21 protein-coding genes and 3 pseudogenes are annotated in these 21058 nt (G+C 68.8%); 9 read left to right on the top strand and 15 right to left on the bottom strand.

Annotated features, from left to right (window positions below):
• Positions 1-179: 179 nt before the first annotated feature.
• Positions 180-395: a hypothetical protein gene (locus tag AB0389_RS00120; protein WP_366393009.1), complete on the top strand. Its 216-nt coding sequence runs from the start codon at positions 180-182 to the stop codon at positions 393-395.
• Between the two features lie 534 nt (positions 396-929).
• Positions 930-1358, top strand: a complete 429-nt coding sequence (locus AB0389_RS00115) for an SMI1/KNR4 family protein (RefSeq protein WP_366393008.1) — start codon at positions 930-932, stop codon at positions 1356-1358.
• 143 nt (positions 1359-1501) lie between these two features.
• Here the strand turns inward: AB0389_RS00115 and AB0389_RS00110 are convergent, their stop codons facing one another.
• The 3 genes from AB0389_RS00110 to AB0389_RS00100 form a co-directional block, all read right to left on the bottom strand.
• Positions 1502-2338, bottom strand: coding sequence for an alpha/beta hydrolase (locus AB0389_RS00110; RefSeq protein WP_366393413.1), 837 nt, complete (start codon positions 2336-2338; stop codon positions 1502-1504).
• Positions 2339-2750: 412 nt separating this feature from the next.
• A complete protein-coding gene (locus AB0389_RS00105) occupies positions 2751-2969 on the bottom strand; it encodes a hypothetical protein (RefSeq protein ID WP_366393007.1) in 219 nt (72 codons plus the stop codon).
• A 59-nt stretch (positions 2970-3028) separates the two neighbouring features.
• Positions 3029-3235: a hypothetical protein gene (locus AB0389_RS00100; protein WP_366393006.1), complete on the bottom strand. Its 207-nt coding sequence runs from the start codon at positions 3233-3235 to the stop codon at positions 3029-3031.
• Between the two features lie 594 nt (positions 3236-3829).
• Here AB0389_RS00100 and AB0389_RS00095 point away from each other — a divergent pair.
• Positions 3830-4567, top strand: coding sequence for a DUF4232 domain-containing protein (locus AB0389_RS00095; RefSeq protein WP_366393005.1), 738 nt, complete (start codon positions 3830-3832; stop codon positions 4565-4567).
• An 18-nt stretch (positions 4568-4585) separates the two neighbouring features.
• On the opposite strand, the pseudogene AB0389_RS00090 reads toward AB0389_RS00095, so the two are convergent.
• From AB0389_RS00090 to AB0389_RS00080, 3 genes and pseudogenes are all read right to left on the bottom strand, one after another.
• A pseudogene (locus AB0389_RS00090) lies at positions 4586-5097 on the bottom strand (hypothetical protein).
• 335 nt (positions 5098-5432) lie between these two features.
• Positions 5433-5925 (bottom strand): annotated as a pseudogene (locus tag AB0389_RS00085) (peptidase E); the annotation flags it as partial.
• Between the two features lie 80 nt (positions 5926-6005).
• Positions 6006-6398 carry a helix-turn-helix domain-containing protein gene (locus tag AB0389_RS00080; protein ID WP_366393004.1) on the bottom strand — a complete coding sequence of 131 codons (393 nt, stop codon included), beginning with the start codon at positions 6396-6398 and terminating at the stop codon, positions 6006-6008.
• 106 nt (positions 6399-6504) lie between these two features.
• Here AB0389_RS00080 and AB0389_RS00075 point away from each other — a divergent pair, with 106 nt between their 5' ends.
• A complete protein-coding gene (locus AB0389_RS00075) occupies positions 6505-7368 on the top strand; it encodes an enoyl-CoA hydratase/isomerase family protein (protein WP_366393003.1) in 864 nt (287 codons plus the stop codon).
• 105 nt (positions 7369-7473) lie between these two features.
• Here the strand turns inward: AB0389_RS00075 and AB0389_RS00070 are convergent, their stop codons facing one another.
• Positions 7474-7686, bottom strand: coding sequence for a hypothetical protein (locus AB0389_RS00070; protein WP_366393002.1), 213 nt, complete (start codon positions 7684-7686; stop codon positions 7474-7476).
• 118 nt (positions 7687-7804) lie between these two features.
• Here AB0389_RS00070 and AB0389_RS00065 point away from each other — a divergent pair, with 118 nt between their 5' ends.
• A complete protein-coding gene (locus tag AB0389_RS00065) occupies positions 7805-8092 on the top strand; it encodes a hypothetical protein (protein ID WP_366393001.1) in 288 nt (95 codons plus the stop codon).
• Between the two features lie 256 nt (positions 8093-8348).
• Positions 8349-8728: pseudogene (locus AB0389_RS00060) on the top strand (transposase); the annotation flags it as partial.
• 381 nt (positions 8729-9109) lie between these two features.
• Here AB0389_RS00060 and AB0389_RS00055 read toward each other — a convergent pair.
• From AB0389_RS00055 to AB0389_RS00020, 8 genes are all read right to left on the bottom strand, one after another.
• On the bottom strand, positions 9110-10093 hold the full coding sequence (locus AB0389_RS00055; RefSeq protein ID WP_366393000.1) for an SDR family NAD(P)-dependent oxidoreductase: 984 nt from the start codon (positions 10091-10093) through the stop codon (positions 9110-9112).
• Positions 10090-11283, bottom strand: coding sequence for a cytochrome P450 (locus AB0389_RS00050; protein WP_366392999.1), 1194 nt, complete (start codon positions 11281-11283; stop codon positions 10090-10092). The genes AB0389_RS00055 and AB0389_RS00050 overlap by 4 nt, the downstream gene beginning before the upstream one ends.
• 25 nt (positions 11284-11308) lie before the next feature.
• Positions 11309-12523 carry a cytochrome P450 gene (locus tag AB0389_RS00045; RefSeq protein ID WP_366392998.1) on the bottom strand — a complete coding sequence of 405 codons (1215 nt, stop codon included), beginning with the start codon at positions 12521-12523 and terminating at the stop codon, positions 11309-11311.
• Between the two features lie 17 nt (positions 12524-12540).
• On the bottom strand, positions 12541-13086 hold the full coding sequence (locus tag AB0389_RS00040; RefSeq protein ID WP_366392997.1) for an oxidoreductase C-terminal domain-containing protein: 546 nt from the start codon (positions 13084-13086) through the stop codon (positions 12541-12543).
• A gap of 219 nt (positions 13087-13305) precedes the next feature.
• On the bottom strand, positions 13306-14307 hold the full coding sequence (locus tag AB0389_RS00035) for an ATP-binding protein (RefSeq protein ID WP_366393412.1): 1002 nt from the start codon (positions 14305-14307) through the stop codon (positions 13306-13308).
• 86 nt (positions 14308-14393) lie between these two features.
• Positions 14394-16427, bottom strand: coding sequence for a Mu transposase C-terminal domain-containing protein (locus tag AB0389_RS00030; RefSeq protein ID WP_366392996.1), 2034 nt, complete (start codon positions 16425-16427; stop codon positions 14394-14396).
• A 59-nt stretch (positions 16428-16486) separates the two neighbouring features.
• A complete protein-coding gene (locus AB0389_RS00025; RefSeq protein WP_366392995.1) occupies positions 16487-17242 on the bottom strand; it encodes a TnsA-like heteromeric transposase endonuclease subunit in 756 nt (251 codons plus the stop codon).
• Between the two features lie 161 nt (positions 17243-17403).
• Positions 17404-18798: a DNA-binding protein gene (locus AB0389_RS00020; RefSeq protein ID WP_366392994.1), complete on the bottom strand. Its 1395-nt coding sequence runs from the start codon at positions 18796-18798 to the stop codon at positions 17404-17406.
• Positions 18799-19144: 346 nt separating this feature from the next.
• Here AB0389_RS00020 and AB0389_RS00015 point away from each other — a divergent pair, with 346 nt between their 5' ends.
• The 3 genes from AB0389_RS00015 to AB0389_RS00005 are packed head-to-tail and all read left to right on the top strand — an operon-like array spanning position 19145 to position 20594.
• Complete coding sequence (locus AB0389_RS00015) at positions 19145-19426, top strand: hypothetical protein (RefSeq protein ID WP_366392993.1); 282 nt, start codon at positions 19145-19147, stop codon at positions 19424-19426.
• The gene (locus tag AB0389_RS00010) at positions 19423-19953 is read left to right on the top strand and encodes an RNA polymerase sigma factor (protein WP_366392992.1); all 531 of its coding nucleotides are present in this window, start codon (positions 19423-19425) and stop codon (positions 19951-19953) included. Before AB0389_RS00015 ends, AB0389_RS00010 begins: the two co-directional genes overlap by 4 nt.
• On the top strand, positions 19950-20594 hold the full coding sequence (locus AB0389_RS00005; RefSeq protein WP_366392991.1) for a hypothetical protein: 645 nt from the start codon (positions 19950-19952) through the stop codon (positions 20592-20594). Before AB0389_RS00010 ends, AB0389_RS00005 begins: the two co-directional genes overlap by 4 nt.
• The last annotated feature ends 464 nt before the right edge of the window (positions 20595-21058 follow it).

Here is a 21058-nt window from a genome sequence, read left to right as displayed (position 1 = left end):
GCCGGTCGTCCACGGGAAGTCGGGCCGGCGGGGGCCGACCTCCACGAGCCGCAACCACGCCTGATAGAGCGTGGCGTGCCCGGCGACCGCCGACCAGTGGCGGCCTTCGGTGAAGACGATGGGCAGCACGAGGATGACCGCTACCGCGGCGATCACGGTGGCCGAGGTATGCCGAGCCTTTGCTCACCTACGAGAAGGACGGCAGCACCCTGCCGACCAAGCGGGCCGAGGTCCTGTGCTTCGTGTACCGCGACAGCCCCGTGGCCCGCGAAGCCACCGAGCGCGATGACGGTAGGGGACCGTCCCTCATCCACGACGCCCTGGCCCGCGTGATCGTAGCCACCCGTACCAGCCTGCAGAAGTTCAAGCACGAAGACGCCGGCCCCCAGGAGTAGAAGGAACAACTGCTCTCGCTTACGGGCCTTGAAGGAGCTTTGCTGCTCGGTCTGTCTCTCAGCCAGATCGACAGCACACGGGACCGTGCGCCCGCCGAACTCGACGCCTGACCAGACCGCAGCGGGGCCAAAGAGGAACTTCGTGCCAGCCCCAACCTTCGGCTGCTCGCTGGCCGGGGCGATGGCGCGCTCTCCACGCGAAGGTCAGATCCTCCAGCGCGTCCTGCCGGCCGTCCGTTTGAAGCGGGGCGCTCTCTGGCCGCTGGCAGATGACAAAGGCTCTCGGGCCAGGCAGCCCAAGCCGTAGCGGCCGGGTCCGGCGGGAGTACTCCCCGGTCTGTAGGCGCAGCGGTGCCGATCCCACGTAGCCGTCCCGCTCGTCCCTTGATGGACTTGGGGCCAGTACGGTGTCTGCCAGATTTCGCGGCCATGAGGAGTGAGCTGTGCGTATGAGAGAGCTCGTCGGTCAGGTGGTGTCCGAACGGGTGCGGGAGTATTTCTCGGAGTCACCGGTGGGGGTAACCCCCCCAGCCCGTGATCCATCCACCCGCCGAGGCGGAAGCGTTGGCCGCGCTGGAGCGTCGCTCCGCGCAATCGTTCGAAGCGGGCTACCGGGAATTTCTCTCGCTGACCGACGGCCTGGAGGGCTTCTCCGTTGTCCTGCTCGGTTGTCACGACTGGGCGCCGGGCGGATTGGCGGAAGCTGCGGAGGGATTCCGGCGCGCGGTAGTGGAGAGTGGCACTCCCGAAGACGTGGGCATTCCCTCGGGGACGCCGCTCTTCCCGGTGGCGGTCAACCGTGACCGCAGCCAGGGAATCTTCCTGATCGACACCGGTGGATTCGCCGAGGAACGCCTCTGGTGGACCGGCGAAGGCGACAGTCTGTTCTTCGAGGGGTTCGCCGAGGTCCTCGGCTACCTCGTCGATGTGGATTCCTGTGATCCCAGAGAGACGCTCGAATGAGCTGATCCGGACAGCCGAACGGCCCCGGGCGTTCCCGGGGGCCAGCCGCTGTGAGAGCCGTCTCGCCGACACTACCGACGTTCGCGGCGTCTGCCCGCCCATGGCGGCGGACCGGGCCGCCCACGTGCCTGCGCCGCGGCGAGCTATGGGGTGAGGAAGGTCTTCACCATGGGGAGGATCAGTTTCGTGCGGCGCATGACGTCCATGTGTAGGCAGCCTGGGAGGATCGCCAGGCGCGCGTCGGGGATGGGACGGTGCATCTGCGCGGCGTGCTCGATGCGAACGAAGTCGGTGTCGCCGACGACCAGCAGAGCAGGCGCGGCCAGCCTCCGCAAGTCGTCCTCCGACCGCCCTTCATAGCCCGCCGCGACCGTGCACCTGGCCATGAAGTCCTGGAAGTGCTCCGGGTGGGGGGCGACTGCGGTGTAGGCGTTCACCATCTCCTGGAAGTCGGCCGGGGCCGGCAACCGCTTCGATCCCGCCTGTAGAGCTGGATCGCGGATCTTGTCCAGGTAGCCGCCGGGCTGGAAGGGAACGGACGCGAGGACTACGCGGCCCACTCGCTCGGGATACCGAAGCGCCGTCTCCAGCGCCGTCATCCCGCCCAGGCTGAACCCGAAAAGGTCGGCCCGTTCGATACCGAGCACGTCGAGCAGCGCCACGACATCCTCGGCGAACCTCGGCACGGTCATCTCGCGGTCGATGTCGGAAGTGTGGCAGTGCCCTGCAGTTCGACAGCGATCACTTGATGTGTTGCGGCCAGCGCGGGCACGATGGCCCCGAACGTCAGCCCGATGGTGTGCCCGCCGCCGTGCAGCAGCACCAGCGGGCGGCCTGCGCCGTGGCTCTCGTAATACATTTCCAGGCCGTTGACGTGCGCGTAAGCACCCTTTGGCGGTGTGGTCACGGCAGGGTCGTCGGTGGAAGTCGGCTGGATCGTCATCGCGTCCATCCCGTTTCGGTTCAGTGCTGTTGACGATCTGTCGGACTGTCGGATCGCCGGAAACTCATCGCCGCCAGGCCGTCACGTGACTCGCCTTACGCACGGCCCCATCGCCTGTCCCCGAGGCGCCGCCTCACCGAGCTTTGGTAGACCAGCCGCTTGGGCAACAGTGCCGAGAAATGGTCCCACGGCGGCTCGGTCAGTCATGCTGGGCAGCACAGGCACAGGTCTCCCCGGTGATCACAGAGCGTCGCAACTCCATGATCACCAAGACCGGTGTCTGCTTTGTCGACGGGGGGCGTCTCCGCGCCTATCCGCGCGAGCTCTTACTCACGGCACCTGGCCCGATTATGACGACGTCGCACTGACGGCCGGGCCTGTTCGACCCGGGTTCGGTGTCCTTTGCCGGTGGCAGGCAGGGGAGAGACGCCGTGGGCGCCGGGAAGGCTTTACCGCTGGGCTGTTGCTTCGCCGCCGAGTGCGATGGCGGCCAGGACGGCCGCGTGATAGTCCTCCAGGTTCCCGGCAGCGACGGTGGCGGGACTGCCGGTGAGGGCGTACCACTCCTCCGCGTCGGTGTACTGGACGGTGACGGCGACGAGGTGTTCGGTGAGGCGGGTGGTGCGGATGGTGAGGTTGCCGGTGATGACGCCCACCTCGTCGGTCATGGCCCCGCCGGGCCCTGCGTTCACCTGGCCCTGGCACACGGCGGGTTCGGGAAGCGGCATCAGCTCTCGCAGGTGTCGAGCATTTCGCCCAGCGCGGTCTTCTCCGGCGCGGTGATGTTCAGTTCGTAGACGTGCTTCACGTCGATCCTGGCCCTGGCATACGTACTCCAGTAGGCGCGGTCCGGCGGGCTCCACTGGTCCGGTGACTGGTCGCCCTTGCCCCTGTTCGAGGCCGCTGAGACGGCGATGAGCTGAGAGTGTTCCAAATGGCAGAGCGCACCTCGTTCGCTAACGACGTCACGATCACGTGGTTCGCTCGGCGTTAACGCGTTCAGGGTGTTCCAGCGATCCGATCGCCGGAGCGTTGACGCATCGGCCAGTGCTCACCGGTCGGTTCCTACAAACGACCCGTTTGTGAGAATCACTCGGCAATCGGGGTCGGTGTCGCTCGGGTGTCGTTCTTCGACGCGATCACCTCCACGTTCCGCTTCGCGGAGTGAAAAGGTCATGTCACCCGTGCGCGTCAAGTGCCGCAGCGTCACAGGTCCGTTACGGCCGACGCTGACCGCCAGCAGGTAGGCGCCGGCGCCGGAACCTCCGTACCGGCCGACCGGTGGGCGCTCCGGGGTCGTACCGGTGGCCGTTTTCGGATCTAACCTCCCGCACTGTCTGCGGGCGGGGAGGGGGTGCCCGGTAGTGATCCCAGGGGGCCCCTGAATGTGCCTGTAACGGGTAGGTATCAGGGGGAAGTTGTGTGGAACGGTGGCGGGCCCGGACGGATCTTGGTGATCGGAAGCGGCGGCTCATGCAGAGCAGCCGGACGCTGACAGATACCGATTCCGATTTCCGAGGACGAACCGATGCGCGTTCACAAGCTCACCTTCGCCGCCCTTGCTGTAGCCGCGAGCCTCTCACTCACGGCTTGCCAGGACGAGGACGTCACGGGGCAGGGCGACACACCGTCCGCCTCGGTGTCGGCTCCCTCGACCGACTCCACGCCGTCGCCCTCGGGCAGCACCCCGGACTCGAGCAGCACCCCGGACTCGGGCAGCTCGGACAACGCGGCCGGGACGGGCTCCAGCGGCCAGGGCACCGGGACCGGTTCCAGCACGGGCGGCTCCAGCTCCGGTGGCTCCAGCACGGGCGGTTCCGGCACGGGCGGTTCCGGCTCCGGCGGTGGCACCGCCAACTGCCGTACCGACAACCTGTCGATCACGGCGGATGACGTCTCCATCGGCGGCGACCCCTACGGCACGGTCGCGGTAACGCTGAAGAACCGCGGCGGCCAGGACTGCCAGCTGGCGGCCTTCGCGGGCGTCGACCTGAAGACGAACTCGGGGACGTTGTCGGCGAAGCGCGCCGGCCAGGGGCAGCCGAGCACCCTCAAGGCGGGCGCGGAGATCTACTTCCCCATCAACTATCCGCTGAACGAAACGGGCGGCTCCGGCGTCCGGATCACCGGCCTGGTGGTGACCCCGCCCAACGAGACCAAGTCGGTCACCCTCAACTGGCCGGGCGCCGCCTCCCTGCCCGTCACGGAGGGCGGCGGCTCCTCGGTCGAGGTCGGCTCGATGGGCAGCGTGGGCCAGGGCGGCTGACCCACCCGGCCCGGAAGCTCAGCCGGCCGGGGCGTTCCGGCCGGCGGACGCACCCCGGGAAGATGATCCCGGAGCCCCGTCTCGCCGGGCGTGATCCCGCCCGGCGATGGCCGCGGCCACTTCCTGCACGGCGGTACGCAGGAGGTCACCGCAGAGATCCTGAGCGAGGTGGGGAACGTACGCCTTGGCCGCCTCGACGTGCTCGCCGGCAGCCTCGAAAGAGCCGAGCCGGCGGCAGTCGTCGGCGAGGTTGAGATGCGGGGAAGGATAAAGGCGTCGACGCGCAGACCGGCGTGGTGTTCCCGGACACGCTGCTCGGTCACGGTGTCGGCGGCGTCCAGCGCCCGGACGTCCCAGGTCAGGGCCTCGGCGGGATCGTCGTACGGATCCGCCAGGTAGTGCGCGAGAGAGCAGCGGTGCTGCGGGTCGCCGCTGACGCCGATCGGGGACCAAAGATCCAGAAGTCTTCGGTGAGCGGCGTCGAGGTCACCGGTTCGGCCTTCGGTGACAGCCTCGCCGATGGCTTCCATGATCGGGCCGGTGCTCTGGCTGGCGGGTGCGGCGGGGCATGGGAGGCGGCTCCTCCTCGTCAGTCTCGGGCAGACAGATCGGGTCCGACCGGCATGGCCAGGGTGGTGAGAGCAGCATCTTGCCCCGGATCATGCACGGCCCTCGGACGCCGCCATGGGTCAGAGGCAGGCTCTCAGGCCACAGGCCCGCGTGCCCGACGACGCGGGGCGACCATTGCGACGCGCGACGGGTCGGACCAGGGTGATCCGTACTGGCTGGGGGACAGCACCACCACGCCACGCTCGGCGTCGGTCTCGACGCGGGAGTCTGTCAGCTGAACAACTTTTCGTGTCGGACCGAGGGCGTTCGTGAGTGGCTGAAGTGCAGGTCCGAAGGAGGCAGTAGCGCCGCCCGGGAACCAGCAGATCGAACCTGCGCTGACCCCGCTGAGTACGACGCCGGCCTCCCACGCTCGACGCATGACACGGTCCAGACCGTGGACTCGCCACACGGCCAGCAGGTTCGCCACCGAGCCACCCATTACCCAGACGACGTCCTGATCGAGTACGCCGTCCTCGATGTCCTCGATGTCCTCGATGTTGGGCATAGGAAAGAGGTGAAGTGGCGTCAGGTCGAGCCCGGCAACCCGGGCGGCTTCGGTCATACGTGCCGTGAAGTGCTCGGCATCACCAATGGCCGTACCGACGTACATGATTCGGGGACGCCGCCCCGTGTACTCCTGACAGATCGACCGCGTGGTGCACCAACGGGTCGAACATCACCATGGTGCGACCGCCCGCACGATGTCCACCCGACGTCGCGACGATGGTGGGCTCCGAAGCAGTCATGGAACATGATCCAATCGACTGGCGAACAACTCGCTTCGGCTGAGGTCTCCAGCGGACCCGCCACCTTCAAAGACATGCGCTTAAGCGTCAGCCCTGGTGTCGTACGCCCGCTGGCAGTTCTGGATCTCTCCGCTGTGCTCGACGGTCCAGTCGTAGAGCAGGCCGAACGGCTCGCGCAGGGACTCGCCCAGGGGTGTGAGCGAGTACTCGACGCCGACCGGTGAGGTCGGCAGCACCGTGCGCTGAATCATGCCGTTGCGCTCGAGACGGCGCAGTGTCTGGGTCAGGACACGTTGCGTGATGCCCTCCAGGCTTCGCTTCAGTTCATTGAACCGGGTGGGCCGCTCCAGCAGGGCCATCACCATCATCGACCACTTGTCCGCTATCTGGTCGAGGATCGGTCGGCTGGGGCAGTCCGCCCGGAAAACCGTCCGTGTTTCGGCGTCAACGCCGTGCAGATCGGTGTCCTTCATGATCCTAGGTGCTCCCAAAGTGCGTTCTTGACCATCTGGGCGCCGTCGTCGACGGTAGGTATGCATTGCAAACCTACATGCCCAGCGGTAACCAACGGAGAACCTCATGACGAACGATGCCTACTCGACCCTGCGCGTGAGCAGCGAACACGGCGTCGCCCGGATCGTCCTCGACAATCCCCCGGTGAACGCGCTCGGAACGACGATGATGCGTGAGCTGTGGACGGTACTGACGGGCATCAAGGACGATCCTTCCGTCCGCGTGATCGTCTTCTCGAGCGCCGACCCGGAGTTTTTCATCGCTCACGTGGACATGCACGTCGGCGAGGAGATGGACGTCCTCCAGGAACTCGCCGCATCCGCGCCGGCGGACGTCAACGTGTTCCAGGCGATCGGTGAGCTGATCCGCCACCAGCCCCAGGTGACCATCGTGAAGCTCGCCGGGAAGGCCCGCGGAGGCGGGGCGGAATTCGTGGCCGCAGCGGACATGACGTTCGCCGCCGTCGAGACCGCTGGACTCGGTCAGATCGAAGCGCTGATGGGGATCATCCCCGGCGGAGGCGGAACGCAGTACCTCCGGGACCGCGTGGGTCGCAACCGCGCACTGGAGGTGATCCTCACCGCCGACTTGTTCGATGCCGAGACCGCAGCGTCCTACGGCTGGATCAACCGGGCCCTGCCGGCCGACGAGCTCGACGAGTACGTTGACCGTGTCGCCCGTAACATCGCCGCGCTGCCCGACGGTGTTATCGAAGCAGCCAAGCACTCGCTGCCCGCCGATGACTTCAAGGAAGGACTCCTGCGTGAGAACCATGCCTGGGCTTCTACGTTCAGTCTGCCGACCGCTCAGCATCTGATCAACAAGGGCCTGCAGGAGGGGGCACAGACACCGGCTGGCGAACGCGACCTTGAGGGACTGATGCGCAGCGTCGCGCGCTCATTGCCGGACGGGCACATGACACATCACTGAACGGCCCCACAGCCGTCCTGTTCGTCCATCAAGCCATTGAGCTTCCGGTTCGGGTTCGGGTTCGGGTTCGGGAACACGCTCTCATCCGTAATGCCCGCCGTTCCCTCAGGCGTCGGCCGGGTCCGTCTGGTGTTCGGCGATCAGGGCGCCCGCCGTGCGATGGGCCACGCGGTACAGCGCCCATCCGCCGTTCTCCGCCCGCATCCACTCGCCCGGCCACGGCGGCCGGGCCGCCGTCCGCAGCGTCCGGCCTGCCAGCGGCCCCCCGACGAACCGCACCGCCACCTCCTCCGCGCTTGCCGCGGTGTTCATCGCCACGGTGCTCTCCTCCTCTTCTCTTCTTTCCGTACGGAGGAGGATGTCCCCCTCTCCGCCCCTTGCGGACGTTCGGACGGGGGCGGACAGCATGTGCCCCTACTGGTCAAGGGAAGCGTGGTTGGCGCTGAGACTGCTCTTGGCCGTATGCCACAGCTCTGTTACCAGGCTGGCGGCAGGAGGAGTCCGGTCGGTAGAAGCGCGCACCGCCGACGAGGACCTGACCGAACTCCAGCCGCTCACTGACGACCCGCGCGTCCTGGCGCTCGCCGACCACGTCGTCGACATCACGTTCAACCTGCACAAGGCCCCCGACCGGGCCGACCGCGACCGGCGCGCCAGCGTGGCCCGGCCCGTGCCGTGCACAACACCTTCGCCGCCGCCCGCCGGGGTTCTCGTACGGGCCTGACCGGTGAGCGTTGAAGGAATGCAGAGACGATCGGCCGGCGGGATTCGGGGTGGACCTCGCGGAACGCCATCGTGGCCGCGGGGCTGGGCTGGGTCGGGCCGCCGGCGGCTGGCTGGACGGGGCGGCCTGATCGGAGGGCTGGTCCAGTTGCTGCTGCCGACGGCGCTGCTCGTTGCGGTGGTCTTCGACGCACTGGGTGAACACCCTTCAGAGCCTCGAGTTCGCGGTCCTGACCGAACTCGCTTTCGCGGCGGAGATGTTCGAGCCGTTCGCGCGGGCGGATCAGCGGCGGTGAGGTGGGGTCTGTCTGCGGGGCCTGCTGCTGGACGGCGGGCGCAAGCCGGTGGAGCCGATGGCCGCCCGCCTGGGCGAGGACGGTAACCGGCAGGCCCTGGCCCACTTCGTGACATCCAGCCCGTGGGACGCGGCGCATGTACGGGCCCGTCCGGCCTGGCGTATGCAGCCGGTCGTCAAGCCCACCGCGCTGGTCCTCGATGACACCGGGTTCCTCAAGGACGCAGACGCGTCGGCGTGCGTGACCCGGCAGTACACCGGCACCGCGGGCAAGGTCACCAACTGCCAGGCGCCGGAGTCTCGCTGCACCTGGCTTCCGACGGCGCCTCGGCGGCGGTCAACAATGACACATCCACACTCGCCTCATCCGCCCGTCGCCGCGCCTGGCGGGCCTCTCGTCCGGCCACCCAGGCGTAGTACGTGGAGCGGGCGGCCTTTATCACCGTGCACAGCAGCACGATCGTGTAGTTCGCCTTCTCCGCGTGGATGAACCGGCATATCGTGCTCACCGGTCGCTCTCCTCCGCGAAGAAGGCGGTCGCTTTTTCAAGATCTCGATTGTCTCGAGTTCCCGGGCGACATCGGTCACCGTCCGGCCCGACGACGACCGCACGAGCTCGATCGCGTCCCGCTTGTACTCGTCCGAGTACCGCTTCGTGTACTTGCTTCCCACCTGGCACTACTTTCTCTGGAACCTCAGATCCCAGTCTTCAGGTGTCCACGATCAAGGGGACGCTTCAGTGTTACTCGTCCGCGGTTTTCGGACTTGGGTGATGGCCCGTAGGATTCCGGCGATTTCCTCGCCGGGATCGGTGGGCGTGGTGTGGCCGGTCTCGTCGCGGATCTCGGACAGATGGTCCCGCACGTCCTCGATGGACAGTGCGGAGTTGCAGTAGCCGCGGGTTCTGCCGGTGAAGAACCTGGCGACCTGCCCGGCGCCAGCGGTGTAGGTGTCGCCGGTGACCGGACAGTCCTCATGGGCGAGGAACGCGATGACCGGGGACACCAGCGCGGGGTGGAGCTTGTCGGTGACGGCCTGCATCATGGCCTGCGCGGCGGGCTCGAGTTGCCGGCCATCGGATCCGCCCATGGAGTGGGTGAGCATACGGGTGGCTGCGATCGGAGCGAGGGCGTTGACCTTGATGCCGTGCGGGGCGCCTTCCTGTGCGAGGACCTGGGTGAGGCCGACCAGGCCGGCCTTGGCCGCGCCGTAGTTGCTCTTCCCCACGGTACCCAGTACTCCGGCGGCCGAGGTCGTGTTGATCACGCGTCCGTAGCCCTGCTCCCGCATGGCGAGCCACGCCGGCCGGGTCACGTGGAACGCTCCTCGCAGGTGCACGTCGATGACCGGATCGAGCAGTTCCGGCGTCAGGGCGTGGAAGGGAGCGTCGCGCAGGATGCCCGCGTTGTTGATGAGGATGTCGACACGGCCATACGTACCGAGCGCGGTACGGACGATCGCCTCACCGCCGTCGGGGGTAGTGACGCTGTGGGTGTCCGCGACCGCCTCGCCGCCCCGCTCGCGGATCTCGCGGGCGACGGCCTCGGCGGGCCCGGTGTCGGGGCCGTCACCGGTCACCGATCCTCCGATGTCGTTGACCACGACCTTCGCGCCACGGGATGCCAGCAGCAGCGCGTGGTGGCGGCCGAGCCCGCCGCCGGCGCCGGTGACGACGGCTACTCTGCCGTCGAACCTGAGGTCCGTCATGACGCCTCCCAGGTGATCGGCATCCGCTCCGGCCCCCGGGTGGCCACCCCTGTTTTCCATACGATGTCACCGGCAAGACGCAACCCTGGCAGCCTTACCAGCAGGGTGCGGAGTGAGATCTGCAGCTCCATCCGGGCGAGGGAGGCGCCGAGACAGTGATGCGGCCCGTGTCCGAAGCCCACATGAGACGCCTCGCGCCGGCCCAGATCCAGTTCGTCGGGGCTCGTGTAAATGGTCTCGTCCCGGTTCGCGGACTGCGCGGCGACGATCACGGGCTCGCCGGCGCGTACCGTCTCCCCGCCCAGCTCGACGTCCTCAAGCGCGTATCTCGGTTGCGAGCCCCCGACGCCGAGCGGTACGAAGCGGAGGAGTTCCTCGACGGCCTGCGGCACGAGGCCGAGGTCGGCGTGCAGGGCCGCGAGCTGGTCGGGATGGGTGAGCAGGGTGTAGAGGAAGTTCGGGATCTGGGAGGCGGTGGTCTCGTGCCCGGCGACGAGGATCGTCTCCACCATCGACAGAAGTTCCTCCTCGGACAGCCGGTCCTCGTCGTCACGCGCCGCCACGAGCGCGTTGATCAGATCGTCGTGCGGATTCTTCCGTCGCTGTGCGATCAGGCCGGCGATGTAGGTCCGCAGCCGGGTCCGGTGCGCTGTCACCTCGTCGAGGGTGAACTTGGTGGTGGACAGGAACGCGTCGGACCAGAGCCGGAAATCGGACCGGTCCTCGAACGGTACGCCGAGCAGTTCACAGATCACCGTGATCGGAAGCGGCAGGGAGAAGTCCTCGACCAGTTCGGCGGGCGTGCCCTTGGCTCGCATCGCGTCGACGAGTTCGTCGGCGATCTGCTGGGTGCGGGGCCGGAGGGCCTCGATCCGGCGGGCGGTGAACGCCTTGGTCGCCAGCCTGCGGAGCCGGGTGTGGTCCGGTGGGTCGAGGCTGATCATGGTGCCGGCGCCGGACGGGTAGGGCCGGGAGCGGGGCTGGTCGCGGCCGATGGCGGCCTCGCGGCTGAACCGCGGATCGCTGAGCACGACCTTGATGTCGTCGTAGCGGGTGGCGAGCCACGCGGGTTCACCGTAGGGCAGTTGGACCCGGCAGAGCGGCTCCGCACGGCGCAGTAACGCGTAGCGGGGGTCGACGTCCAGCTTCCGGCACGCGAACGGGTAGGTCCTGGGCTGATCGGTGGTCATGGTCGTATCCCCTTCGGCCGTCGGTTCACCAGGTGACGGGCAGCTCGTGGACGCCGTAGATGCTCATGTCGTTCCTGAACCGGATCTCCTCGAACGGGGTTGTGAGCCGCAGCCCGGGAAGCCGGCGCAGCAGGGTGGGCAGCGCGATCTGGAGTTCGGCGCGGGCGAGGGTCTGGCCGATGCACTGGTGCACGCCGTAGCCGAACGCGATGTGCCCGCGCGCGGGACGGTCGATGTCGAGCGTGTCGGGTCGGTCGGTGAAGTGCGGGTCCCAGTTACCGGCGGGCAGATTCATGACCAGCCCTTCACCGGCCCTGACGAGCTGCCCGCCGATTTCGACGTCCTCTTTGGCCACGCGGGCGACGAGGCTGTGCACGATCGTGAGATAGCGCAGCAGTTCCTCGATGGCGTTCGCGATCGCCTTCGGATCGTCCGTGTCACGGAGCGCGGCGGCCGTGTCCGGGTTCTCCAGCAGCGCGACCGTGGCCAGGGAGATCATGTTGGCCGTCGTCTCATGGCCGGCGTTGAGCAGGATGACACCGTTCATCGCGGCGGACTCGCGGCGCAGTTCTCCGGTCTGGACATGCTCGCGGACGAGGCGGCTCATCAGGTCGTCGCCGGGCTCGCGTTCCTTGCGCGCCACCAGCTCCAGCATGTAGCCGAAGAACTCCCGGGAGGCCTTGGCCTTCTCCTCCCGCGAGACGTTCATGTTCATCACGGTGGAGGTGATCGTCTGGAAGAAGCCGTGGTCGGTGTACGGGACGCCGAGCAGGAGGGAGATCACCAGCGACGGGATCGGCAGTGCGTAGTCGGGAACGAGGTCGGCCGGCGCGCCCTTGGCGACCATCTTGTCGATGAAGCCGTTCGCCATCTCCTCGATCCGGGGGCGCATCGCGTCGACCCGCCTGACGGTGAAGTCCTTGGTGAGCATGCGGCGCAGCCGGGCGTGCTCGGGGTCGTCCATGCGCGGGAAGATGTCCGGTGCGTTGGGGCCCTCGTGGGCGCCGTTGCTCTGCAGTGTGAGGGCTTCCGCGCTGATCCGCGGGTCGGTCATGGCGGTTTTGATGTCCTCGTACCGGCTGACCGCCCACACCGTGTGGCCGTTCCAGTTCACCTGGCGCAGGCCTTCCTCCTCGCGCCACCGCGTGTACTCGGCGGGAGGGTTGAACGGGCAGTGTGCGGCGCGTTCGCCCGGGAAGACCGGCAGACCGGTGCCGGCCTTGTTGGTTGTTGTGCCCATGGAAGTCCTCCTGTGGGTCATGCGGCGGTTGTCGCGGTGAGGGCGGCGGTCCATGGGGATCCGGCCGCGATGTGGGCGCGCCAGGCGCGCAGGGTCCTGGGTGACATGCCGATGGCGAGTACGCCGACGAGCCGGTCGTCCTTGCGGTAGGCGATCAGGAGTTGGCGCCCTGCGCGGTCGCTGTTCAGGACGAGCGCTTCGTCGTGGTCGCGGAGGTGGCCGTATGCCTGGAGTTTCGTGTCGTACTGGTCGGACCAGAAGTACGGCACCTCGGCGAACGGCCGCCGTCGGCTCGGGTCGGTCAGGTCGCGTGCGACGGCCACGCCCTGTCCGGCGGCGTTGGTGCGGTGTTCGACGCGCATGGACACGTCGAACAGCGGGTTGTACCAGCGGGCCACGTCGCCGACCCCGTACACACCGGGCGCGGCGGCGCCGTATTCGTCACATACCAGTCCGTTGTGGACGGTGAGACCGCTGTCGGCCAGCCACTGTGTGTTGGGCAGCGAGCCGATGGCTACCAGCACGTCATCGGCCGGTATCACGGTGCCGTCGGCCAGCCGCACGCCGGTCGCCCGGCCGCCGGTAACGCTCGGAGGGGGGCTTGTTGGTGTATCGCGGGCTTGCTGGCCTGGTGTGTTGTGGGTTCGTTGAGAGAGGCCGGGTGCGCGGTTCCAGCGGGCAGTTAGGGGTGTGAGCTGGGGTTGTGTCGCGTGCGCTGAGTGGGGGCCGGGCTCGTTGTGGGTTTCGCCAGCGCGTAAAGGCTCGGTTGGTGTTTGTACTGGTCAGCGCTGTTTTGCCTGTTCGGTGGGCGGGGGTTGGCGGCTGCGGGTGGGGCGTCTGTGTTGTTCGGCGAGGTGGTCGAGCTGTACCGCTTCGAGGGCAGCTTTGGTGATGCGTTCGGTGCCGTCGTGGATGGCGGTGATGGCTGCTTGGCGGATAAGCCTTGTGAGAGATCCGATGCGGCCGGCGGTGCGCTGGTGGAGGTAGGGGGCGTGGCGGGGGAGGACGCCGGGTTTGTGGTGGGTGAGGTCGAGGGCGTTCTCGATGTCGGTGATGACGTCGCGGAAGGGTTCGCGGGTGCCGTGGCGGGCGGGGAGGGGGCCGCAGGTGATGAGGGTGGCGCGGCCGGCGAGCTGGGCGCCGCGGGTGCCGCTGAACAGGGGTGTGTCGGTGACGTTGATGCCGGCGTAGACGAACGTGGCGGCCAGGCGTTCGGTGAGATCTTTGAGCAGGTCGGCGGCCTGGGCGCCGGTGGTGGTGCGGGGGTTGAGGCGGTGGATCTCGTCGATGAGGACGAGTTGGACGCCAGCTTGGGTGTAGGTGTGGCAGACGGCGTCGGTGATCTGGGCCTGGGTCATGCGGGTGGTGGTGGGGATGCCGAGGTAGCGGGCGAACTCGGTGATGAGGGTTTTCGCGGTGGCGCCGGGCGGGACGAGGACGTACGCCACGGGTGCCGTGGAGTGGGCTAATCCGGGCGGTGCGGGGTTTTTGCGGGTGTGGGCGAGGTGGCAGGCGCGGCCGACGTTCAGCAGGGCGGTGGTTTTCCCGGCTGCGGCGGGTCCGGTGACGATCAGCGAGGGCCGTGCGGTGGTCTGCTGGTGGCGGCCGAGGATCATAAGGGTGCGGACCTGGGTGGCGAGCTGGCTGATGGCGGGGGTGCGGATGGTGACGAACGCGGAGTGGTAGGCGAGGCGTTCGTCGCGGCTGCGGGGCGGGTCGCCGGGCTGGGGCGGGGCGGGCGGCTCGGTGGTGGCGAAACGCTGCCAGCCCTGCCAGGTGGTCAGGGGCCAGGACGGCTCGGCCGTGTTGCCGCTGCCCGCGTCGGCGGGTGCGCTGCGCGGTTGGTGCGCTGCGGGGTGGGGGCGGGTGTTCACCACTTGTCGGCTTCCTCGTATGCGTCGTAGAGCCCGAATCCGGCGGCCGCGGTGGGGCGGGTGTCGTCCTCGGGGAGGTCGTCGATGCTGTCGTCCTCGCCGTGCTGCGCCGACTCGCCGGTTATGGGGCCGGTGCCGTATTGCGGGTGCCGTGCGGCGGGAACCGGCAGCGTGGTGGCGCGGGCCAGGAGAGCTTGTTCGGTGGTGGTGGCGTGGCCGCTGTGGACACGGCGCATGAGCTGGTCGAGAGCGTCGGCGAGGCCGGCCTCATGCTGCTGGCTGTCGTCGTGGTTGTTGCGGTGGGCGTGGTTGCGAATGTGCTGCCAGGTGTGGTCGTTGAACGGCTGGTGGACGTGGTCGCGGTGGATCCAGGGGATTTCGGTGAGGTCACCGTCGAGGAGGCGGATCCAGATCTGGCGCACGTCGTGGGGGTTGTAGTGGATCTCCCATTTCCCGCCCCGGGCCGCGACGGGGGAGGCCTGGCCGCGGTACGGGGCGAGGAGATCGTGGTCGTAGGTGCGGTGGTGGATGGTGATGCCGGCGGGGGTGATGGCCTGCCAGCGCACGGGCAGCAGTTCGAGGTAGTCGTGGCCGGTGAGCGGGACGGGCACGTACCCGGCGACGGCGACGAGCGCGGCCCACATCTGGTTGGGGGTGAGGGCCTTCTTCGGCATCATCGGGTGGCGCAGGCCTTCGTGGGGCCGGTGGTGGTAGTGCACCAGCCACTCGTCGAGGAGGTCCTGCAGCTGGGCGACGCTGTAGCAGGCGTCTTTCTCGGTGTCGGGGCCGCGGCGGGTGACGTCGGATCCGGTGTAGCCGGGCAGGTGCTGGCAGAAGAGGGCGTTGATGGTGCCGAAGGTTCGCTCGACAATTCCTTTGGCGGTAGGGGCGCGGGGCGGGGCGGGCTGGACGCTGATGCCGAGGTGTTCGCAGGCGGCGGTGAACGCGGCGGAGACGAAGACCTTGCCTCGGTCGACGACGATCGTCTCGGGCAGGACGAAGGGCCGGGCCGCAGCCCCGGCCAGGCGCTCGTCCAGCGAGGCCAGCCGCTGGTGGGGGAGTGCGGGAGCGTGGTTCATGCGCAGGATGTCCGGCCAGGTGGGGCGGGCGGCGTGTGGGACGGCCATCTCCGCCAGCAGCAGGGCTGCGTCGACGGCCTTGGTCGCGCTGGGGCACAGCACGGCGGCGAGGATGGCGCGGGTGGCGACGTCGACGGCGATGGTCAGTTCGGGCCGGGCCAGACGCCCGTCGTCGAAGAGGGCCAGGACGTCCAGGCGGGTGGTGTCGACCTGGACCTGCTCGCCGGGCCGCAGCGCCGTAGCTGGGGTGAACGCCCGCCCGTCGACGCTCGCCGGTACTTGCCGGACAGGCCCGGAGGGCAGTTCGCCGGGCCGGGCGAGGTTGGTGACGAGCCGGTACAGCGTGGCCTGGGACGGCGCGGGCACCGTGCCGGGCCCGTGCCGGTCCTGAAGGATCTGGTTGATCAGCGGGAACAGGCCGTTGATGGTGCCCTTGGAGCGGCCGCGGCGGCGGCGCATCGCCTCGCGGACGGCGGCGACGACCCGTTCGTCGGCCCGGCCGGTGGGGCTGGAGGCGCGGGTGGTGCGGTGGTCGAGCAGCCCCCACAGGCCTTGCTTGCGGTAGGCCAGGCGCATGCGCTGCACCGTGGTGCGCGAGACCCGGCCGAACCCGAGCGCGGTCAGCTCCTGAGCCTTGGCCTGCTCCCGTTCGGCCAGCGTGTACCGCTCGGAGTCGTACTGCTCGCGCACTGCTCCTTCGCTGCCGGGCCCGCCAGGCAGGCCGCATTCGACTTCCCTGACGTGCCGTTGCCAGGCCAGCGCCTTCTCACGCGCCGTGGCAGGGGCGGTCTCGAACAGCCCCCACTGCGGTGCCGCCTGAGGCGCATCGGCCCCGATGACGGTGAAGCCGGGGTCGGCGAACAGGTGCCCGGCGAGCACAGCCTCCCCGCCGCCGTCCGGGCCGACGAGGTGGATGTCCTGTCCCGACAGGGCGACCACTTGCCACTTCATGCCACGGAAGCGGATGTGAGCACCGACCTTCACGGCCGGCCGGGCAATGCGCCGCGCGGTCACCCGGCATCTCCCGTCTGGGGGCCGCTCCAGCCCCGCGGGCCGACGGGGACGTGTTCGTGCAGCGGCGTGTCCAGGCCGGCCGTCAGCTGTCCGTGCCACAGGGCGTGAAAGACGGCGGGCAGGACCTCGATGGGGTCGCCAGCCGCGCTGGCGCCTTCGATCAACGGCCGCGGCCGCGTGAACGCCTCCAAGACAGCGGGCATCAGGCCGGGCTGGCCGGCGTTGCGGGGGTGGCGGTAACCGGCCAGCCATTTCAGGTTGGCGGCCAGGATGTCGTCGAGCGGTGGGAGGCGCCGGTAGCTCCAGCCGATGTGCGCGCACGCTTCCGCGACGGCCTTGGCGGCGCCCCGGGCGCGTTCGCCGCCGGCGCCCGCGTGGCTGGGACAGTCGGCGAGCAGCGCGGTGCCGTCGGCACGACGGGCGAAAAGCTGCGGCACCCAGGAACGCACCTGCCCGCGGGGATTACGCCACAGCAGCCGCACCGGCCGCCCCGCGAGCCCGGTCACGTGCGGGTCGCGATCCAGGACCATCAGCTGGACACGCATCGCGTTGGACCCGGCGGCCACGTGCCGCCCGGTGGTCGCCGACCACCACAGGCCCGGCCCCCAGCGGCGCCCCGGGACCACCGGGAACGCCGACACCGGCGGCACGTCCTCGAACGCCACGGTCATGGCGGCATCGGCCCACCGCTGCTGCACGGCCTGCCCCACCGGGTCGAGGAACACCGCCTCGAACCCGCCGCCCTGGTCCACGCCCGCTTGCCCTGCCCGGCTTTGGTGCCGGGCCGCTCTTGTGCTGATCACCCGCGCCAGCCAAGCCGCTCCCGCCGGCACAGGCCCCCGTTTTCAGTATTTCTGCCACGAGCGAGCGCCGTATCAGCTAACAGTTGACCCGTCCCTCGGCGCATCGGCTGTCAGCTGCCGTCCTGCCTGCCGGCCGTCAGCATCTGGCTGAGCACCTCAACAGGCATGTCCACCCACCGGGCCACCTCCTCAAGGGGCACCCCGCCGTTCACCGCCGCCACCGCGGTCCGTTTCCAGGCGTTCTCGATCAGACCGGCACTGTGTCCGAGCCCGCGCAGCAGCCGCCGGGCGACCTCGGCGGTCGGCCCGGTCTGCACCCCGCGCAGCTGCAGCAGCTGCTCCTCGGCGCTGTCGATAGCGCTGGTGATCAGCCTGCGCTGCTCGGCGGGCACCGCAGCCCGCCACATCGTCCCCGAACCGGGCGCCTTCTTCTCCTTGCCCAGCACCCGCAGCTGGCCGGCCATGGTCACGCTCTGGTGTTCCTGCCGCAGCCACCACGGGTCGTTGTCGTACCCGTGCGGCCCGCCGGTGCCGCGGCGAAGGCGGATGACGCTGCCCATCCACGCGATGAGCGGCCCGCCGTGGTCCGTCGCGGCCAGCGGCCCCAGCCATCCCCGCCCCAGCCGCTCACCGAGCCTGCGGCAGAACTTCCCGTCGGCAGGCAGCGCCCGCGGCCGCCCGGCACCGCTGTCGGCCCACACCAGCTCGGCCATGGTTGGGTCCAGCAGTGCGTCGGCCACCGCAACCACCTCCGGAAAGACGACCGTGTCCCGCCCCACGATCCGCCACCGCTCCAGATCACCACCTGCATCCCCGCCCGCGACCTGGTGCAGGCGCTGCGGCCAGATCGTCTCCTGCTCCCACTGCAGGGCCTGTCCCCACCACCGGGCCACCACCGCGTGCGCCAGAGCGAACGCCCTCTCCGGCTTTACTCCGGCCCGCACCGCCCGCCGAGCCACCCCGGTCCACCGCCGCTGCGCCGCGGCCACTTCCGGCACACCCCGCACGTCCAGATGCTCAAGAGGCTGGTCGGCGTCCGCGTCCAGCAGCCACCGCCCATGCCGGACACACACCCGCTCCCAGCGCGGCGCGTACCGCACCACCCGCACGGCCGTCCCCGTGCGGCGGGCCGCGCACAGACGGCAGCCGAAGGCGACCGGCCCGGCGACCGCGCCGCCGGTCCGCCACGCCGCCGCCGGCACCCCGTTCTTTCCGGCCGACAGCTTGGCGTCCTCCTGTCCCCAGGACGGCAACGCCCGCGCCAGCACGTCTTCGGTGACGCCGCACAGGTCTGCCAGGAGCTGCCGTCCGGGCGCGTTCAGCAGCACCTCGGCGTCGGCCCGCGTGCCCCCGCCGTCGTGCCCCGGCGGGTAGTTGCGCCACTGCCAGCACGACCGCAACACCTTCGCCTCCATCCCGTAACGGCCTGCGATGCGGCAGATCAGCGACGAGGTCGTCTCCCCCTGCAGGGGAGCGGTACGCAGGAGGCCGGGATGTTGGGTCACTCCACCACGGTCTCGTGCTCGCCGTGCCGGGCGGGCGCTTTCGCAACGGATGCCCGGCGGATCGGGCAGAGCGGCGGTCGTGGTGCCGGTTCGTCCCGACTCCGCCTCCTTCCCGGGGCCGCGCTCCCAATCGACGGGACCTTTTCGGACTCCAGGCCCGACCGATTTTCCTGTCCGCCTGCTACCCATGTGACCTGCGAAGACGATGCGACAGGCGGGGAAGCGGGGGGAGTTGGGAAAAGATCTTGGCCTGCGGCATCCGGATCCGGCCTCCCGGCGGCGTGTAAGGGAATGAAGGCCCCCGGGCCTTCACCAACGAGTTCGTCTCTACTGGGAGGCCTGGTCGATGACTTGGTCGTACTGGGCAGGAGCGGGCGGGGTCCCCCTGCTGTTCCTGCTGTTCTCCGTGATGCGCCGCACCCGCGGCATCACGGAGATGCTTGTGAAGGCGCATGTCGAGACCCGTGCGGAGCGCGAGCAGCGCGCCACCATGGTCGCGATGGCGCAGGCCCTGCCCGACGGCGGCGCTGCCGCCCGTTTCGAGGAGGGCCGGCCTGCCTGGCTGTTCCGCAAGGACACGGCCGACCCGGCGGGCCACCGGGCCATCACCACGCGGGAGGCCGCGTGAGTGAGGCCGCTCCGGGAGCGGACTTCGAGTCCTTCGTCCTCGAGACCATCGAGGCGTTCTCCCGACTGGCCCGTGCCCAGGCCGGCGACCTGCACAGCGCGGAAGATGCTGTGCAGGACGCCTACCTGAAGATGTACCGGCGATGGGATCAACTCGTCACCGGCCACGGTTCGCTGACCGCCTACGGCCGCACCGTGGTGAAGCGGGCGGTCATCGACCAGTTCCGCCGCAACAAGCGGATGGTCACGGTCCCGGTCCCGGTCCGTGAACTGCCCGAGACTGAATCCGGCATCGGCATCCCCGAGGCCGCCTACGAAATGATTAAGGAAGGAATCGACGAACTCGTCGCCAGCCTTCCTGAACGGCAGCGCGAGGTCATCACCCTGTGTGTTCTGCAGGACCTCAGCCCTGCCGTGGTTGCACAGCGCCTCCAGATAAAGGAGGAGTCGGTGAAGCGCTACATCAAAGCCGCCGCCAACAACCTGAAGAAGTCCATCAACGAACACAGCGAGGAGGCCACCGCATGACATACCTGTCCGCTTGGACGCACCAGCCCGAGGAGCGGGGAGCCATCCGGCTCCTCGCCCTGTGGCTCCTGCTCGAAGGCTCTGAGCAGGTGTTTTCCAAGGGTTCCCGGATCGGCGAGGACTCTGTCCAGGCGGAGGGGGGCCAGCCTTCGGGCTGGCCCCCGGCCCCCGCCCCCTGCCTGGAAATCGTGGACGGAAACCATCGAATCGGTGCGGTCCGTGAACTACGCACTCTCCTGAAAAAGGAAATCGATGATACCGCGACACCACAGGAAACACGACGCGTAGCAGAAATCCTTGAGTTCCTGGACAGGGATGATGTGGCGCGAAGCTGGTGGGAAAAAGCAGCACTCAAGGGTGACGAGGACGCGCGGGACTACCTTCATATCCTTGATGCCGAGAGGGAAGAAAACCTATCGGCGTGCTGCGGACACGGGAAAGAACACGCTGAGGAGTCTTTCAGATCATTCGTGAGTGGCTTTGTGTGCCGGTCAGCCGGTACTCGCGTTGCTGCAGACAGGGTCGACTGGGCATTGGGGGAAGCCGGAGTCGACCTGTCTGAAGCAACACAAGCTCTCGTGCGTGAGATTGAGGACTTCCTGGCGCACTTGGACCACACCACCGGTGGGCCACGGTGCTGACACGACAGCGCGTCACGCGCCCGCAGATGGGAGAGTCTTTGTAGACCAGCCTCCATGAGGCCTTCACGTGAGAAGGCCGGACGACTCGTTGAAGCAACGGCCTATCCCCGTGTCCGCGGGGATAGGCCGTTGCTGCATCATCATCTGCATTGTCTAAAAGCTCCGAAAGTCGACTGACGGTCCTACCGCCAGCCATGCCCCGCCACCGCATGCGACGAGTTCGGGGTCTCCTCTCGACTCGCGCTGGAAGGTCCGGTCCTGCTGTTCACGCTGTCCTCTGCGGCGGCATGTCCCGACACTCTTCGCGCGCTGCGGCCTTCTCCGGCGAGAGGCGCCGGCGGGGAGCCTCTCGCCGCTGAGGCAGATCTGGGGTCATGTCCCGTCGAGTGGTGTAGCCGATCAAGTGGCGGTCGTGTTGGTGGTGTTGGGTAGTGCGGGGGCGCTTTCTGGGCGCTCGGTGGGGT

This window comes from Streptomyces sp. NPDC093109, from assembly GCF_040701725.1.
Classification (GTDB): Bacteria; Actinomycetota; Actinomycetes; order Streptomycetales; family Streptomycetaceae; genus Streptomyces.
Note: the sequence above shows the minus strand (reverse complement) of the source record. Positions and strands in the feature narration are given on the sequence as shown.